Annotated in this window: 9 protein-coding genes; 3 read left to right on the top strand and 6 right to left on the bottom strand. The window is 73.3% G+C overall.

Features of this window, described 5'->3' with window-relative positions:
* Positions 1–69: 69 nt before the first annotated feature.
* The 3 genes from ACLQ20_RS13145 to ACLQ20_RS13155 form a co-directional block, all read right to left on the bottom strand.
* Positions 70–342, bottom strand: coding sequence for a GlsB/YeaQ/YmgE family stress response membrane protein (locus ACLQ20_RS13145; RefSeq protein ID WP_425855697.1), 273 nt, complete (start codon positions 340–342; stop codon positions 70–72).
* Positions 343–592: 250 nt separating this feature from the next.
* Entirely contained in the window at positions 593–1,417 is an 825-nt protein-coding gene (locus tag ACLQ20_RS13150; protein WP_425855699.1) for a septum formation family protein, read from the bottom strand.
* Positions 1,418–1,645: 228 nt separating this feature from the next.
* Positions 1,646–2,908 (bottom strand): NAD(P)/FAD-dependent oxidoreductase, encoded by a 1,263-nt coding sequence (locus ACLQ20_RS13155; protein WP_425855702.1) that lies wholly within the window; start codon positions 2,906–2,908, stop codon positions 1,646–1,648.
* Positions 2,909–3,043: 135 nt separating this feature from the next.
* On the opposite strand from ACLQ20_RS13155, the gene ACLQ20_RS13160 reads away from it, so the two are divergent.
* A complete protein-coding gene (locus tag ACLQ20_RS13160) occupies positions 3,044–4,606 on the top strand; it encodes a helix-turn-helix domain-containing protein (RefSeq protein ID WP_327028538.1) in 1,563 nt (520 codons plus the stop codon).
* A 53-nt stretch (positions 4,607–4,659) separates the two neighbouring features.
* On the opposite strand, the gene recD2 is transcribed toward ACLQ20_RS13160, so the two are convergent.
* A complete protein-coding gene (gene recD2, locus ACLQ20_RS13165; protein WP_425855703.1) occupies positions 4,660–6,864 on the bottom strand; it encodes an SF1B family DNA helicase RecD2 in 2,205 nt (734 codons plus the stop codon).
* Between the two features lie 147 nt (positions 6,865–7,011).
* Between recD2 and ACLQ20_RS13170 the strand changes: the two genes are divergently transcribed.
* The gene (locus tag ACLQ20_RS13170) at positions 7,012–7,476 is read left to right on the top strand and encodes a hypothetical protein (protein WP_425855705.1); all 465 of its coding nucleotides are present in this window, start codon (positions 7,012–7,014) and stop codon (positions 7,474–7,476) included.
* Positions 7,473–10,313 carry a M48 family metalloprotease gene (locus tag ACLQ20_RS13175; RefSeq protein WP_425855707.1) on the top strand — a complete coding sequence of 947 codons (2,841 nt, stop codon included), beginning with the start codon at positions 7,473–7,475 and terminating at the stop codon, positions 10,311–10,313. Before ACLQ20_RS13170 ends, ACLQ20_RS13175 begins: the two co-directional genes overlap by 4 nt.
* Positions 10,314–10,352: 39 nt before the next feature.
* Here ACLQ20_RS13175 and ACLQ20_RS13180 read toward each other — a convergent pair whose 3' ends face one another.
* Positions 10,353–12,701, bottom strand: coding sequence for an AbfB domain-containing protein (locus ACLQ20_RS13180; RefSeq protein ID WP_358120220.1), 2,349 nt, complete (start codon positions 12,699–12,701; stop codon positions 10,353–10,355).
* A 129-nt stretch (positions 12,702–12,830) separates the two neighbouring features.
* Positions 12,831–16,259 carry a discoidin domain-containing protein gene (locus ACLQ20_RS13185; RefSeq protein ID WP_425855709.1) on the bottom strand — a complete coding sequence of 1,143 codons (3,429 nt, stop codon included), beginning with the start codon at positions 16,257–16,259 and terminating at the stop codon, positions 12,831–12,833.
* Positions 16,260–16,415: the final 156 nt, after the last annotated feature.

Genomic DNA, 16,415 nt, shown 5'->3' on the forward strand with positions numbered 1-16,415 from the left:
TGGCACCTCGGCGGACAGGACGGCGCCGGCCCCGCCGCGAGGGTGGGCCGGCGCCGTGGGACGTGCAGGTCAGCGGATGCGTCGGCGACCGTAGGCGCCGGCGGCGACGGCGACACCGATCGCGGCGAAGACGACCTGGAGGGCAAGCTCGATCCAGTCGATCCCCCTGGTGTCGTCGACGCCCAGGGCCCCGGCGACGAGAGTGCCGAGGACCGCCGCCACCACACCGATGAGCAGCGTGAGCCAGATCGGGATGTTCTGCTTGCCCGGGACGACCAGGCGGCCCAACGCCCCGATGATCAGGCCGATGATGATGGCAGTGAAGAAACCGGTGACTTCCACGTGGAGCCGTCCTTCCGGGAGAGTTGTCGTCGAGCTGCGGTGTTGCCCCCGCCGGAAGGGCGGCGAAACCACTCCCGGTCACTTCCACAGCTTCTTCATACAACTGTCATGGAGCTGGGTACGAAACGTCATCGGCGTCATCCGACGGCGTCATCCGGGCTGGCCTGGCCGGGAACCGGCCGAGCGCAGCGCCCCTGCGCCACGTTGCGTGGTCCGGCCGGGCCAGTGCCGAACGCTGCCGGCCAGACACTCAGTCGGGTCGGCCGGGTGCCGGCAGGCCCTTCGTGCCGCTGTTCCGCAGCGACCTGGTGAGGGTGCGGTCCGGGATCCAGAGGAAGCAGCGGACGCCGCGGTCCCCGGCGAGCCAGTCCTGCTCGAATGGGAGCCGCCAGACCACGTCGGCGCGGCCCTCTAGAGCGTCTCGCGGCACCCCTACGTACCTGGCCACGACATCCCAGCATCCGTCACCGGCTGGTCCGCCCTCGGCGGCCACGTCCGCGAAGGCGGTCTCCGGCGCACGCCACACCCCGGCGTACTCCGCGTCGTGGGTGACGGCGCACGAATCCAGTTCGATCAGCCCGCCGAGGTTCCCGTCGGGCAATTCGGTCACGTTGAGGCAGTTGAAAGTCAGGTCGGACGTGCCTTTCAGCACGTCCCGCAGGCTGCCCTGCCGGGGACGCGGATCCGTAACCTCCACATAGGTGATCTCGCTGAGATCACAGCGGAACCACCGTTCGCCGGCGGCCCAGCCCCGCCCGGTGGGGATCACGACCCGCAGCAGCAGACGCGCTCCACGCCACTCGCCGCCCGCGTAGTCCGTCGCCGCCGCGTCGCACGCGTCGAACGCCTTCCGCAGCGCCGGGCCCTGCCTGGCCGGCACCGTGTCCTGCTCGGCGTCGGCGCCGACGAACGCACCGACGTGTACGGTCTCCGCCTCGTGCGCTTCGGCGCAGGAAACGGGGGCGTAGGAGTGGCGGTCGCCTTCCTGGACGTCGAACCGGTGGCACGCGCCGCCCTGCGGGGCGAATGTTGACTGTCCCGTGTCCCCCGTGGAGCCTCCGACGCACCCGGTCAAGGACGCGAGCATGACGGACACGACGAGGCCCGCCGTCCACTGCGGCATTCCTACCTCCGACACGTGAAAAGCGAGGGTTACCGTAGCTGGCCGGCAGCAGACGGTCGTGCCCAGGTGCTCCGGATGGGGGACCCGGTGCCGCGGGCCCCTCCGCCTCGCGCGGATCGGGGGCATCCGACCGCTGTGCGTCGGAGCCCTACTGGCCGTCGAGGGCTCCGACGACGTCCGTCAGCGCAGCGGGTCGAACGGGCGCAGCTCGACGGGCTGCCCACCGCCGGTGATCTGCTCGGCGAGCAGCTCGCCGGTGAGCGGGCCGAGGGTGATGCCCCACATGCCGTGACCGCCGGCGGCGAAGACGCGCGGTGACCTGGTCCGGCCGATCAGGGGAAGGCCGTCCGGGGTGCAGGGCCGCGAGCCGACCCACTCGTCGGTGCGGGTGTCCAGGTCGGCGCCCCGCAGCAGCGGGCGGGCGGCCTCGGCGATGGCCGAGACGCGGCGCCGGTCCAGCGGCGCCTCGGCGCTGCGGAACTCCATCATCCCGGCGACGCGCAGCCGGTCGCCCAGCGGCGTGCAGGCCACGCGCTGCGCGGGGAAGTAGACCGGGCCGGCCGGCAGGTGCTCGATGGCGACGCTGAAGCTGTAGCCGCGGCCGGCCTGCACGACGGTGCGGACGCCGAAGCGCCGGGCCAACTGGCCGAGCCAGGTGCCGGTCGCCAGCACCACCGCGTCGTAGCGCTCGTCGGTGCCGGCGGAGGTCACCACCCGGACACCGGCCGCCTCGTCGCGGACGTCCAGGACGTCCACGCCGGCCCTGACCGCTCCGCCCCGCGCGCGGACCGAGTCGGCCAGGGCGTGCACGTACTGGCCCGGGTTGACGTAGCGCTGGTCGTGCAGGCGGATGGCGGCGCCGATCGTGTCCGACAGCGAGGGCTCCACCTCCCGTGCCTCGGCCCCGGTGAGGACGTCGAACTCGATCCCCTGGCCCGCGGAGTGGATGTGCGCCAGTTCGTCGAGCAGGACCGACCGCTCGGCCTCGGTCCGGTACGCGGCGAGGAACGACTTCGCCTCGTGCGTCGGCGCCGCGACCCCACCGGCGGTCAGCGCGTCGAACGCCTCCAGCGCCCGCCGGTTCATCGGGATGAGGGCCCGCATCGCGCTCTGCCACTTCGACGCCGTGCTGTGCCGCGCGAAGCCGGCCAGGAACCGCAGCAACCGGGCGTCCGCGCGCGGCGGCACGTAGACCGGCGAGGACGGGCTCAGCACGGCGCGCACCCCGTACCGCAGCACCGCCGGCTCCGGCAGGGGAGTGGTGATGCCGGGGGTGAGCCAGCCCGCGTTGCCCCACGACGCGCCCGCCGCGACCCCCGTACGGTCGAGCACGGTGACCCGGACCCCCCGCTCCTGCAGGAACCAGGCGGTGGCCAGCCCGACCATCCCCGCGCCGACGACGGCGACGTGCTGGGGGGCGGGCACTGACTCGACGGGGGACATGGCGTCTTCTCCTTCGGGCGCGACAGGGATCGCGGCCAATCCTGTCCCCACCGGGCCGGGAGGTCATTGTCCGTTCCGGCCAACGATCGCCCAGGTCATTGGCCCTGCCGGACAAGATCGGGGCACAATCGCGGCATGCTCACCGTGGCTGGCGTGGTGGACGCGGCCGGCGCCGCGTTGCTCAAGGTCGTCGTCCCCGCCGACGAGGCGGAGGTACGCGACGTCACCCTCGCCGACGACGCCACGACCGGCCAGAGCGGTGACCTCGTCCTCGGCGCGGGCGTCGCGACCCCGGCACAGGCCCTCGCCGTCGTCGCGCGCTGCCAGGAGACCGGGGCGGCCGGCCTGGTGCTCAAGCCTCCGCTGGCCGCGCACCCCGACGTGACGTCGGCCGCCGCCGACCGGCGCCTCACCCTGGTCGAGCTTCAACGTCACGGCTCCTGGGCCCAGCTCGTCTGGTTGCTCCGCGGGATGATCGACCGGGCCGTCGCGCCCGGCTCGCCGGAGACCGGGGAGCCCGGCGTCTACGACGAGCTGTTCGCCCTCGCCGACGCGACCGCCGCCGTCGTCGACGCGCCGGTGACGATCGAGGACGCCCAGTCCCGGGTGCTCGCCTACTCGTCGCGCCAGGACCGCACCGACCCGGCGCGCGTGTCGACGATCGTCGGCCGTCGCGCCCCCGGCAACGTGATCGCCCACTTCCGTTCCCGTGGCGTCTTCCGCAAGCTCGCGACGGGCAGCGAGCTGATCTTCGTACCGCAGGGCCCGGACGGGACGTTGCCCCGCCTCGTCGTCCCGATCCGCGCTGGCGGCGAGCTGCTCGGCTCGATCTGGGCCGTCGTCGAGGGCCCGGTGCCGGAGGGGCGGCTGCGTGACCTCCAGGGCACGGCGTCCGTACTGGCCCTGCACCTGCTCCGCCTGCGCGTGCAGGCCGACGTCGCGCGCCGGGTGTCGGCCGACCGCCTGCGGGCGGTCCTGCGGGCCCCCGGCGGGATGGGCCGGGAGGAGCTGGCCCTGCCCGAGGGACCGTGGCGGGTCGTCGCCCTCGGAGGGACGGGGGAGATGGTCGACAACCTCGCGCTGTGGGAGTCGATCACCCGCCGGCACGGCTGGCGCCAGCCGCTGCTCGCGGACGTCGGGGACGTCCTGTTCGCCGTCCTGGTGGACGAGGGCACCTCGCCCGGTTCGCGGCGGTGGATGGAGAAGCTGATCCACGACGTCGCCGTGCAGGACCCGGGTCTGTACGCCGCGTCCGGCGGCGTCGCCCGGAACATGGCGGATTTGCCGCGCTCGCGTGCCGAGGCGGCGGAGCTGCTCGCGTTGCGCGGCCCGGCCGGGCAGCGGAGCCCGGTGCTGCGGTTCGAGGACCACTGGGCGGAGCTGGTCGTGCACCGGGTGGTCGGCGCCGTGCCTAGCGTCGACCTGCTGCTGGGTGGCCCCCTGCCCGGTCTCGTGGCCCACGACCGGGAGCACGGCACCGACTACGTCGCCACCGTCGCCGCCTGGCTCGACCAGCAGGGCGACCCGCAGCGGGCCGCCCGGCAGCTGCACGTGCACCCCAACACGCTCCGGTACCGGTTGCGTCGCCTCACCGAGGTCGTCGCCGTGGATCTCGACTCGCCGCGCACGCGGCTGGCGTTGCAGATCCAGCTCGCGGCGCTGCGCCCCACACCGACCGCGCCCCGTCCGGTGGCGTAGGGCCCCGGCGGGGACCGGCGGCCCCGGGCCGGCGTGCGGCAGCAGCGAGGCGCTCAGGCGAGGCGGTGGTCGAGGGCGGTGTGGCGGCGTCCGGCCCCGACGGTACGGACGGCGGCGGCGAGGGCACGGCGGGAACCGACCAGGACGACGAGCTTCTTGGCGCGGGTGACGGCGGTGTAGAGCAGGTTGCGTTGCAGCATCATCCAGGCGCTGGTGGTCAGCGGGATGACCACGGCGGGATATTCGGAGCCCTGCGAGCGGTGGATCGTCATGGCGTACGCGTGGGCCAGCTCGTCGAGTTCGTCGAAGTCGTAGTCGATGCTCTCGTCCTCGTCGGTGCGTACCGTCAGGGTCTGCTCGTCGGTGCTGAGAGCGGTGACGATGCCGACGGTGCCGTTGAAGACGCCGGCCTGGCCCTTGTCGTAGTTGTTGCGGATCTGGGTGACCTTGTCGCCGACGCGGAACACCCGTCCGCCCAGGCGGCGCTCAGGTTGCCCCTCGCGTGCCGGGGTGAGCCGCTGCTGGAGCAGCGTGTTCAGGGCCGCCGCGCCGGCCGGGCCGCGGTGCATGGGGGTGAGGACCTGGACGTCGCGGCGCGGGTCGAGGCCGAAGCGGGCGGGGATCCGGGCGCAGGCGACGTCGACGGTCAGGGCGGCGGTGGCGTCGGTGTCGTCGCTGGCGAACAGGAAGAAGTCGCTGAGGCCCTGGAGCAGCGGCGGCCTGCCGGCGTTGATGCGGTGGGCGTTGGTGACGACCCCGGACTCCGCGGCCTGGCGGAAGACCTGCGTCAGGCGGACCCGGGGGACGGCCGGGGCGGCGAGCAGGTCCCGCAGGACCTCGCCGGCGCCGACGGAGGGGAGCTGGTCGACGTCGCCGACGAGCAGCAGGTGCGCGCCGGGCGGGACGGCCTTGACGAGCTTGTTGGCCAGGATCAGGTCGAGCATGGAGGCCTCGTCGACGACGAGGAGGTCGACGTCGAGGGGATTGTCCCGGTCGTGGCTGGCCTCCCCGCCGGGGCGCAGCTGCAACAGCCGGTGCACGGTGGCCGCCGGGTGCCCGGTCAGCTCCGACAGCCGCTTGGCGGCGCGGCCCGTCGGCGCGACGAGGGTGACCTTGGCCCGCTTCGCGGCGGCGAGTTCGACGATCGAGCGTACGGTGAAGCTCTTGCCGCAGCCGGGGCCACCGGTCAGCACGGCGACCCTGGAGGTGAGGGCGAGGCGGACGGCCTGTTCCTGCTCGGGGGCGAGGTCGGTGCCGGTGCGGGCCTTCAACCAGGCCAGCGCCCTGCCCCAGTCGACGTCGGCGAAGTGGGGCAGCCGGTCGGCGCGGTCGCGCAGCAGCCGCAGCAGGGATCCGGCGAGGGACTGCTCGGCACGGTGGAACGGCACCAGGTACACCGCCGCCGTCGGCTCGCCGTCCGGCCCGGGCAGCGTCTCGCGGACCACCCCCTCCTCGTCGACGAGCCCGTCCAGGCAGGTGGTGACGAGGTCGGCGGGCACGTTGAGGATCTTGGTGGCGTCGGCGACCAACTGACCGTCGGGCAGGTAGCAGTGCCCGTTGTCGGTGGCCTCGGAGAGCGTGTACTGGAGGCCGGCCTTGACCCGCTGGGGGCTGTCGTGCGGGATCCCGACGGCCTGGGCGATGGTGTCGGCGGTCTTGAAGCCGATGCCCCACACGTCGGCCGCCAGCCGGTACGGCTCGTTCCTGACCACCGTGATGGAGGCGTCGCCGTACTGCTTGAAGATCCGCACGGCCAGCGAGGTGGACACGCCGACGCCCTGGAGGAAGACCATCACCTCCTTGATGGCCTTCTGCTCCTCCCACGCCGCGGTGATCTTCGCGGTGCGCTTCGGTCCGAGGCCGGGCACCTCGACCAGCCGGGCGGGCTCCTCCTCGATCACGCGGAGGGTGTCGAGGCCGAAGTGGGCGACGATCCGCTCGGCGAACACCGGCCCGATGCCCTTGACCAGCCCGGAACCGAGGTAACGGCGGATGCCCTGGATCGTGGCCGGCAGGACGGTGGTGTACGAGTGCACCTCGAACTGCCGGCCGTACTGCGGGTGCGACGACCACCGACCGGACAGGCGCAGGCTTTCCCCCGGCTGGGCTCCCAGCAGCGCGCCGACCACCGTGAGCAGGTCGCTGCCGTGGTCGGTGGCCACCCGTGCGACGGTGTAGCCGGTCTCCTCGTTGACGTAGGTCAACCGTTCGAGCACCGCGTCCAGGACGGCCGACGGCGGGTGGGTGGGGGCAGTCACCCGCCCATCCTGCCTCCCGCCGACGCGACGGCGCCCTCGGCCCGGCCGCGTGCCCGGCCCCGCACACCGTGGCGGGTCACCGGATCCTGGTGCCGGAAACCTTACTGTCGGGTCTGCGGGCTGGCGCCGTGGCGGCACGATGGCATCGTGACCGAGCCCCAGAACGCCGCCGCCGATCTGGTCGTGGGCGCTGCCCACGCGGCGGTCCGCCGCATCGCCCCCGAGGAACTACCGGTCTTCGACGAGGTGGCCGCCGACTGGCGACGGCAGCTGTCGAAGGGCCGCGTGAGCTGGTCCGTCCCGCAGGGCGGGGTCGGCTTCGGCATCGACGTCACCCTGGTCACCGAACTCGCGCTCCAGGTGGTGGCCGCCGCCGTGGGCGAGGTGCTGGTGATAGGTGCCGCCACCGTCCGGGCCGGCCTGCTGCGTCGCCGCCGCCGCCGCGAGCTGCCCGCCCCGCCCGACGCCCCACCGGGGCTGGACCCCGAACAGGCGCGTCGACTGCGTGAGGCGTGCCACCGGCACGCGGTGGCGCTGGGCCTGGACGCCGGCCGGGCGGAACTGCTCGCCGACGCCGCGGTCGGCGCGATGGTCGATCCGCCGGACGCATGACGGGGCCCGGTGCCGGCGGGGCCGACCATGACGGTGGTACGGCTCCGGACGGCACGACCGGCGGCGACCGTGGCCCCGGAGCCGGCCCGCCCCTCCCGCCGGACCGGCTCGGCTGGCTCTACGCACTCGTGCTGGCGTCCCTGATCAGCGTCGGGATCAGCGCCGGCGGCCTCTACTTCCTCGCCGACCGCTCGCTCTCCCGACCCTGGGCGGCCACCGTCGACATCTGCACCCGGGCCCATCCGACGGAGGCCGCGGCACAGTCGGCGGCCCGCGACCGCTGCCTGGCCGGGCAGTTCGGCCGACGTGGACTGGTCATGCTCGCCGGGGCGGGGATGGCGCTGGGCGCGGCGGCGGCGCTCGTTGTGGTGCTGCCGCTGGCCGACCGGCGTCGGCTCCGCCGCCGGCTCACCGTGCCGGGCGCGCAGGAGCGCTTCGTCGACCTCTGCGACCGCAGCGGGCTGGCCGCGCGTCACCGGCCCAGGCTGGTCGTGGCCGCCCCGCCCGTACGGCAGGCGTACACCACCGGTGGTGTGGTCGGCCGGCCGACGGTGGTGCTCCCGGCGGCCGTCGCGGTGGCCCACGCCGACCCGGCGCGGTTCGACCCCGTGGTGGCGCACGAACTCGCGCACGTCCTCGCCCGGGACGTGGCCTGGGCGTCGGCCGTCCGTGGCCTGATCTGGCTGCCGGTGCCCGCGGTGCTCGCCGCCGGCCTGCTCGAGGTGGCCTTCTTCGGGCTGAACGCGACCTACCTGACGGCGCTCGGCCGGGCGATGGTCGTCGCGGTGTCGACCGCGCTGCTGGCGGCCGGGCTGTTGCGGCGGCGTGAGCGGGAAGCCGACCGGTACGCCGCCGACGCCGGCCACGCCGGGCACCTGGCCGCGTTGCTCCGCGCCGGGGCCGTGGGCCCCACGCGGCGGCGCCGGCTGCTCGCCCGGCATCCGGATCCGGCGGCCCGGGCGGCGGCGCTGGCCCGGCCGGCGGACCCGCCGGGGGGCCTGACCCACGGGCTGGCGGTCGGCGCGGTCGCGATGCTGGCGATGGGCTCCGCCGACGCCCTCGTACGTGACCTCTTCCTGACCGCGCACGCGACCGTCGGCCCGCCCGTCGCGGTCTGTGTCGGCGCCGCCCTGCTGAACCTCGGGCTGCTGCCCGTGCTGGTCCGCCGGGCGACCGCTGGGGCGGGCGGCTGGTGGCGGTCCGTCGTCGGCGTGGCCGTCGGGTTCGCGGCGACGGCGTTCGTCGCCACCGTGCTGCCGGTTCCGGGCAGTTCGGGCGTGCCGGTCCGGGCGGAGGTGCCGGTCGCGATGATCGTCGCCGCGCTGGCGGGGCTCCTGGCCGCGTCGGTGGCCGGGCTCTGCGTGCTGTTGGCGCGACTGGTCGTCGCCCGCCGGCCCGGGTCGGTCGGTTGGCGTTCGGCCACATACCTGGTCGCGGCGGCCGCCGGTGTCGCGGTCCTCTGGCCGTTGCCGGCGGTGGCGTCCGTGACGACCGACGGCCACGTGGCCCGCGCCTGGCTGGTCTTCGCGCTGCCCCGTAGTGGTTGGCCGCTGCTCGCGCTGCTGGTCCCGGTGCTGGTCGGCCTGCTGCTGCGCGGGGCCGGGGAGGGGCACCCACGCCCGCCGCGCCGGTGGGACCGGGGGGTCGTGGCGGCGGTCCTGACCGCCGTGCTGATCGGTGCGGGAGCCGCCGTGTGGCGGACCGAGCTGTTCCCGCCGGGCACCCTGGCCGAGGCGGGCCGGCAGGCACAACAGCGCTGGCTGCTCTGCGCGCTCACCGGCTGGGCGGTCCTGGTGGTGCTCGCGGTCGGCCGTCGTGCCGGTGTCGGCCGGGCGCTGACCGCGGGTTGGGTGGCCGGCACGGCGGCGGCGCTGTTGCAGTACCTGCACGCCCTGGCGACCGGACGGGCGGACGGGTGGGACACCGTCGAGGCGCACCTGCTGGCTCCGCTGGTGTGGCTGGGCTACCTCGTCGCGTTCACCCTGCCGTTCCTGCTGTCCCGGCCGGCGGTGGTCGGACCTACCCCGTCCTGGCCGGCCCGTGCCAGGGCGCCCGTCGCGGCGGTCGCGGCGCTGGCGGCCCTGCTCGCGGTGGCGGTACTCGGTCCGGGGATCCCCGGGGCGTACGCCCCGCTTCCGGTGGCGGAGCCGTCCCGCGCCACGGCGAAGTCGCCCCCTGCGGGCGTCCCGCCGGTGCCCGACGCCACCCCGGGGCCCACGCGGTCCGTCGCGGGGCGCGACCCCGGTCGGCCGCTCACCCGCGCGGAGGCCCGCCGGGCGGCGGGCGCGGTCCGGGCGGTGCTGCCGCGGGGCTGGCAGGTCCGGCCCGACCGGGCTGCGGGCGGCGCCTCCCGGATCGACCCGCCGGCCTGCCGGCCCCTGGCCGAGGACTCCTACCTGGACCGGCTCGGCGAGGTCGAACGGGTCCGGGAGCGGGCCCGCTACGCCACGGTGCGCGGGCCCACCGCCACCGCGTCGACCGAGCTGGTGATCGAGGTCAGGTCGCATGCCGATCCGGTGCCCGCCGCGGTGCTCGCCGAGGCGGAGTCGGCGCGCCGGGCCTGCCCCCGCTTCACCCTTGGGGGCGCGGGCGGCTCGGCGGTGCGGTTCGCGGTCGACGCGCAGCCGCCACCCGCGCTGGGCGAGCAGTCCTGGCGGGTGGACTACCGGCTCAGCGCGGGCAGCGGGCGGGCCCGGATCACCGGGCGGTCGGCCTTCGTGATCGTCCGGGCGGGGCACAACCTGGTGACCGTCTACGCCAGCGCCATCGCGGAACCCTTGGACGAGCGGCTGCTCGACGCGGCGGTCGGGGCCGCGGTGGCGGGACTGAGCGGCTGACCGACCTGGGCGGCGGTGCGCCAGCTCGCGGTCCGGTCCTCACGGTGCCCAGGGCGCGGCGACGTTCCAGGTGCTGTCCGCGCTCCAGAGGGTGGGCGTGTCGTACGCCGCGCCGCCGGCGCCGTTGCTGAGCCACACCTCCGAGTTGAAGTGGCGCAGGAACGAGCCCCGGAAGTTGTACGACTCCAGGGAGACCCCGCCGCCGGTCAGCCCGGTGCGGGCGCACCAGGTGGCGTCGGCGCGCATCAGCGCCGAGCCGTCGTTCGGCGAGTTGCGGACCCGGGACGCGGCGTGCCGGAGGTACTGCCCCGGGAAGTTGACCGACTCGAAGGAGTAGCAGTTGGCGTCGGCCAGCCCCGCCCGGATCGTGTAGGTGGCGTCGTTCTTGAGCAGCGCCGTGCTGCCCGGGTCGACGATCTCGGTGTAGGCGAGGCTGTCCTGGTGCCGCAGGTACCTCTGCGTGTGTCCGGGCGTGGTGACCTGCAACGACCGTCGCGTGTTCAGCGGCAGGGCGACCGGCTGGTTGTCGCCGAGCGACCTGGACGCGTCGATGAGCGCCTGGTTGGCCGCCCGGACCCGGGACTCGACCATCTTGACGATCCGGCGGTCGTAGGTGAGGAAGCCGTTCAGCTCGCCTTCGACGTCGGTGATCTCGGTGTAGACCGAGGCGCTGAGGCCCTTGCCGAGCATCAGGTTCCGGGTGCCCTGCACCAGCCCGACGTACCGGTCGGTGAGGGCGGTGGAGTTCGGCTGCCACTCGTAGGCGAAGAAACTGCCGTTGGGGCTGTACTCGTGCCCCGGCGTCCGCAGGCCCAGGCCGCCGAACTCGCCGAGCACCGCGACCCGGGTGGCCGACGGGCTCGGCGAGGCGGGCCCGAGGTACATGTGCCAGTCGTCGATGTCCCCGTTACCCGGGTCGCCGAGGGACTGGCAGCAGTTGTGGCCGCTGTGCACGTTCACCAGCCGGGTCGGGTCCTGGTTCTTCACGTTCTGGCCGACCCGCCGGGTGTCGGCGAGCGCGCGTTCGCCCCACCCCTCGTTGTAGACCGTGTAGGCGACCACCGAGGGGGAGCTGCGGTGTTCGTCGACGATCTCCCTCGCCTCGGCCTCGAACTGTGCCTGCTGGGCGTTGTCGGCGTTGACGTCCTGCGCGGTGAGGGACGGGACGTCCTGCCACACCAGCAGGCCGAGGCGGTCGGCGTGGTAGAACCACCGCTGCGGTTCGACCTTGATGTGCTTGCGGACCATGTTGAACCCGAGGTCCTTGTGTTTTTGCAGGTCGAAGGCGAGTGCCGCGTCGGTGGGGGCGGTGTGGAGCCCGTCCGGCCAGTACCCCTGGTCGAGGGTGCCGGCCTGGAACACGAACTGGCCGTTGAGCTTCGGGCGCAGCACCCCGCCGACCATCCCGGTGGTGATCTCCCGCATGCCGAAGTAGTGCGTCGTCCGGTCCGCCTGGGCGCCGCCCGCGTTGCGTAGCGTCACCCGTAGGCCGTAGAGGAACGGATCGTCCGGGGACCATCGGCGGGCGTTCGGCACCGGCACGCTGAAGTCGGTGAAGCCACCGGTGGCCGAGCCGACCAGCGTGCTCCCGTTCAACGCCTCGGCCAGCACGCTGTGTCCGGTGACGTTGCCCCGGGTGGACACCCGCACCCGTAGCGTGTTGGTGGACAGGTTCGGATACACGTCGACGCCGCTGATCGACGCGGTCGGCACCGGCTCCAACCAGACGGTCTGCCAGATGCCGGAGCTGGGGGTGTAGAAGATCCCACCCGGGGTCCTGGTCTGCTTGCCGATCGGGGGGAGGCTGCCGTTCTGCCGGCTGTCCGTCGGATCCCACACCTTCACCACGATCTCGTTCGTGCCGCCGTTGAGATGCGGCGTGACGTCGAACGTGAAGGCGTCGTAGCCCCCGGTGTGCCCGCCGACCTGCGCGCCGTTGACCCACACGGTGCTCTGCCAGTCGACCGCCCCGAAGTGCAGCAGGGTCCGGCGGCCGGACCAGTCGGCCGGCACGGTGAAGGTGCGTCGGTAGAACAGGTAGTGGCGGTTGTCGTTCGCGGCGCGCCGCACGCCGGACAGGGCGCTCTCCACCGGGAACGGCACGTTCACCCGCTCGGGGAGGTCCGTGCCGAACTGCGGGGCGTCGTCGGTGGCGGACTGGCGCAGTTGCCACTCGCCGTTGAGGTTCAGCCAGTCGGGCCGGGTCATCTGCGGCCGGGGGTACTCCGGCAGGGGCGTGCCCGTGAGGGCCTGGCTGGTCCACGGCGTGGTCAGCGGGGGCGTCTTCGCGGGCGCCGCCCGGGCCGGGGACACCGGCGTGAGCAGGGCGGCCAGCAGGGTGAGGGCGGCCGCCAGCGGCAGGGTGCGGATGCGGGCGCGACGTGTCATGCCGTCTCCGATGTGGACGGGTCGGCGCGGGCACGGGGCCCGTGCGACGGACGGGGGTTCTTCAGGCCTGCGTGGGATGCGGGCCGGGGGCAGGGCGACCCGCGCGGTCGCCCCGCCCCGGGCGTACGGTCAGCTCGTCGGCTCGACCCAGATGTTGCGGTAGTGGACGTTGAGGCCCGGGTCGCCGTGGTCCTGCAGCCGGATCGGCCCCACCGAGGGTCCCTCCGGGGCGCCGTTGCCCGTGGGCCCGTTGATCACCGCGTTGTCGTGGACGGTGACGCCGTTCCACACGACCGTGACCCGGGCGTTCTCCGTCTTCACCCCGGCGCTGTCGAAGCGGGCCGCCCGGAAGGTGACGTCGTAGGTCTGCCACGTCTCCGGCGCGCTGGCCGCGTTGACCGATGGCGCGATCTTTCCGTAGATGGCGCCGCCCTCGTCGTTGGCCGGGGTGGTGTCGCCGAAGGAGTCCAGGACCTGGAGCTCGTAGCGGTCCTGGAGGTAGATCCCGCTGTTGGCGCGGGCCTGACCGGTGACGTCCGGCGGGAGGTTGGGCAGCCAGAACTCGACGTGCAGCCGGAAGTCACCGAACGCGCGCCGGCTGCGGATGTCGCCGCCGAGGACCTCCACGCCGCCCTTGGCCAGCGGCCACGTGGCCGGGGTGCCGTTGGTGCTCTCGAAGTTGTCGAGGTGGGACCCGTCGAGGAGCGTGACGCGGCCGGTGTCGCCTGCGGGGCCGTGGGCCTCGAACTCGTAGACCCGGGCCGCGTTGTCGGAGGTGCTGGTGGCCTTGGTGACGTTCAGTCGGACGTATCTGGCCTGGGTGGGGGAGATGTCGTGGGTGGTGGTGTTGGCCGTGTTGGCGGTGACGGTCGTCGTGGTCGTCCACGAGGTGCCGTTGGTGCTGGTCTGGATGGTGAAGTCGCGGGTGTTCCAGGCGGTGTTCTCGCCGCCGGCGCCGGCGTGTCGTACGACGAAGCGGTTCACGCTGCGGGTGGTGCCCAGGTCGACCTGGAGCCACTTGGTGGTGCCCGTCGAACACCACTTGTCACCGTTCCCGCCGGACACGCTGCCGTTCACGGCCCTGGCCGGGCCCTCGGTGGCCGAGCAGGAACTGTCGGCCGTCGCCGCCCTGCCCAGCGCGAGGTTCCCGGTCGCGGTCTGCCCGCCGTAGGCCTCGAACTCGTAGATCCGGGCCGCGTTGTCGGAGGTGCTGGTGGCCTTGGTGACGTTCAGTCGGACGTATCTGGCCTGGGTGGGGGAGATGTCGTGGGTGGTGGTGTTGGCCGTGTTGGCGGTGACGGTCGTCGTGGTTGTCCAGGAGGTGCCGTTGGTGCTGGTCTGGATGGTGAAGTCGCGGGTGTTCCAGGCGGTGTTCTCGCCGCCGGCGCCGGCGTGTCGTACGACGAAGCGGTTCACGCTGCGGGTGGTGCCCAGGTCGACCTGCATCCACTTGGTCGCGCCCGTCGAACACCACTTGTCGAGGTTGCCGCTGGTGGTCGTCCCGTTGACGGCCCTGGCCGGGCCCTCGGTGGGCGAGCACGAGCTGTCGGCGGTCGCCGCCCTGCCGAGCGCGAGGTTCACGGGCGGCTGCTGACCCGGGATGGCGTTGAGCGTGTACCACACCTCGGTGCTCCAGAGCGACTGGCCGTTGCTCGCCGAGAAGGGCCGGGGCGAGCGGACGTGCACCACCCGGCCGGCCTTGAGGCCGTTGATCGCCAACGTGACGGTCTTCCCGTCAGCCGACAGGGTGGCCGAGGAGACCGACAGCGTCTCTTCGTCGATCTTCGGCCCGCCGTACGCGGCCGTCGCCACGTAGCGCCACTGCTTGACCCGGTACTTGCTGGCCAGCGCGGCGGCGGTCGTCGCCGACAGGGGCTGGGTGTACTCGATCTCGAAGCCGTTGGGCAGGGCCCGCATCGCCCGCATGTCGAAGTTGTTGCCGCCGTTGGGGCTGATCTTCTGCAGGCCGTAGCTGAGCTTGCCCTCCTGCCCCCAGTTGCCGCCGCCGTGCAGGCCGCCGGTGTAGATGGCGCCGTCGGGCCCGACGGACACCTCGGACACCCCCGCCTCCAGGCCCTGGGTCATCCGGAACAGCGCGCCCTGGTACTCGCCGTTGACCTTCTCCAGGTACGCGCGCTGGAGCCCGCCGTAGGTGACGTCGCCGATGAGCATCTGCCCGGCGAACGGGCCCTGGTTGAGCATGACGGGGGTGCTCGGCGAGTTGCCGATCTCGTTCTGCGGCAGCCAGAGGACCGGCGGGGTGACCGGGTTGTTGTCGAACGGGCCGGCCGGGTTCATGTAGTGGTTGAAGAAGCGGCCCTGCTTGACGTGCACGAGCTTCGACGACGGCAGCCAGCCGCCCTGGTTGTCGGTGACGAAGATGTCGCCCTCCGGGCCCCAGCCGATGCCGTGCGGGGTGCGCAGGCCGCCGGCCACGTAGTCGATCGCGCCGGTGCTCCGGTTCACCCTGATGGTCGTGCCCCGGTTCGGGGCCGGTTGCGGGTCGGTCGTGGCGCCGCCGTAGTTGATGGAGACCGAGAGGTTCAGGTAGAAGTAGCCGTCCCGGTACAGCAGGCCGAACCCGAACTCGTGGAAGTTGCTGCCGAACGGCCAGGTGGCCACGGTGCGGTACTGGTCGGTCACCCCGTCGCCGTTGGTGTCGTTGAGTTCGGTGAGCTTCGCCTTCTCCGAGACGTAGATCTTCCCGTCGACGATCTTGAGCCCCATCGGCTCCTGGAGCCCCGTGGCCACCCGTTGCCGGGTCACCTGGCCGGGGCTGGTGCTGCCGGTGACGTTGCCGAGGATCCAGACCTCGCCCACGGTGGTCAGGGAACCGCCCCAGGTGGCCACGGCCAGCCGGCCGTCGGGGAACCAGTCGAACCCGGTGACCTGCGGCTGGAAACCACTCGGGCGCAGGTCGGTCAGGGTGTAGTTCGGGTGCACCGACGTGAGCGGCAGCCCGTCGCCGGGGGAGTCGCCACTGGCCTCGCACTCCTTGCGGCCGGGCGCGGTCACCCGGACGACGCCGGCGTCGGTGCTCAGTGCCGAGTTGGGGACGGTCACGAACGTGCTGGAGCCCGGCGTACGCCACTGCAACGTGAGCTGCTGGCCGCCCGTACGCTCGAAGTGCTCGATGCGCAGGGAGTGGTATCCGGTGGTCAGGTCGACGGCACCGTCCTTCGGTTCCGGGCCGTGCGCGCCGTCGTGGTCGACGATCAGCGTGTCGTCGATCAGCAGGCGGGAGCCGTCGTCGCTGATGAGCCGGAAGGTGTAGCTGCCGGCCTGGGTGATGTTGACGTTGCCGAGGACGTGGACCAGGAAGTGGTCCTCGATGCCGAAGTCGGCCGCGCTCGTCCAGTCGACCGTCGGCATGAGCTTGTCGACGTTCGGTGTCTGGCCGGCCTTCAGGGTGCAGAGGTTGTTGAGCGGCACCTGCAGGTCGAAGACGCGCAGGGTGACACCGGGTTCCTGCGGCGGCGGAGCCGCACCCGCGCTCGGCGGGGACAGCCACAGGCCGGCGAGGGCGACGACAACGGTGAAGGCGCTTGCGAGGGGCACGCGTGCTCGTCGGGACGATCCGAGCATTCTTCTCCTCCAGGGGAGCGGGACAACGACGTACGTCGTCGCGCGGCGCTCGGGCTCAGCGGCGGGCCCGGACATCGAACGGACATCGTTGTCATGTCCTGATGGTTGGCCTGGCACGCCGCTGCCTGG

Source organism: Micromonospora sp. DT46, assembly GCF_049841735.1.
GTDB classification, from domain to species: domain Bacteria; phylum Actinomycetota; class Actinomycetes; order Mycobacteriales; family Micromonosporaceae; genus Micromonospora; species Micromonospora reichwaldensis.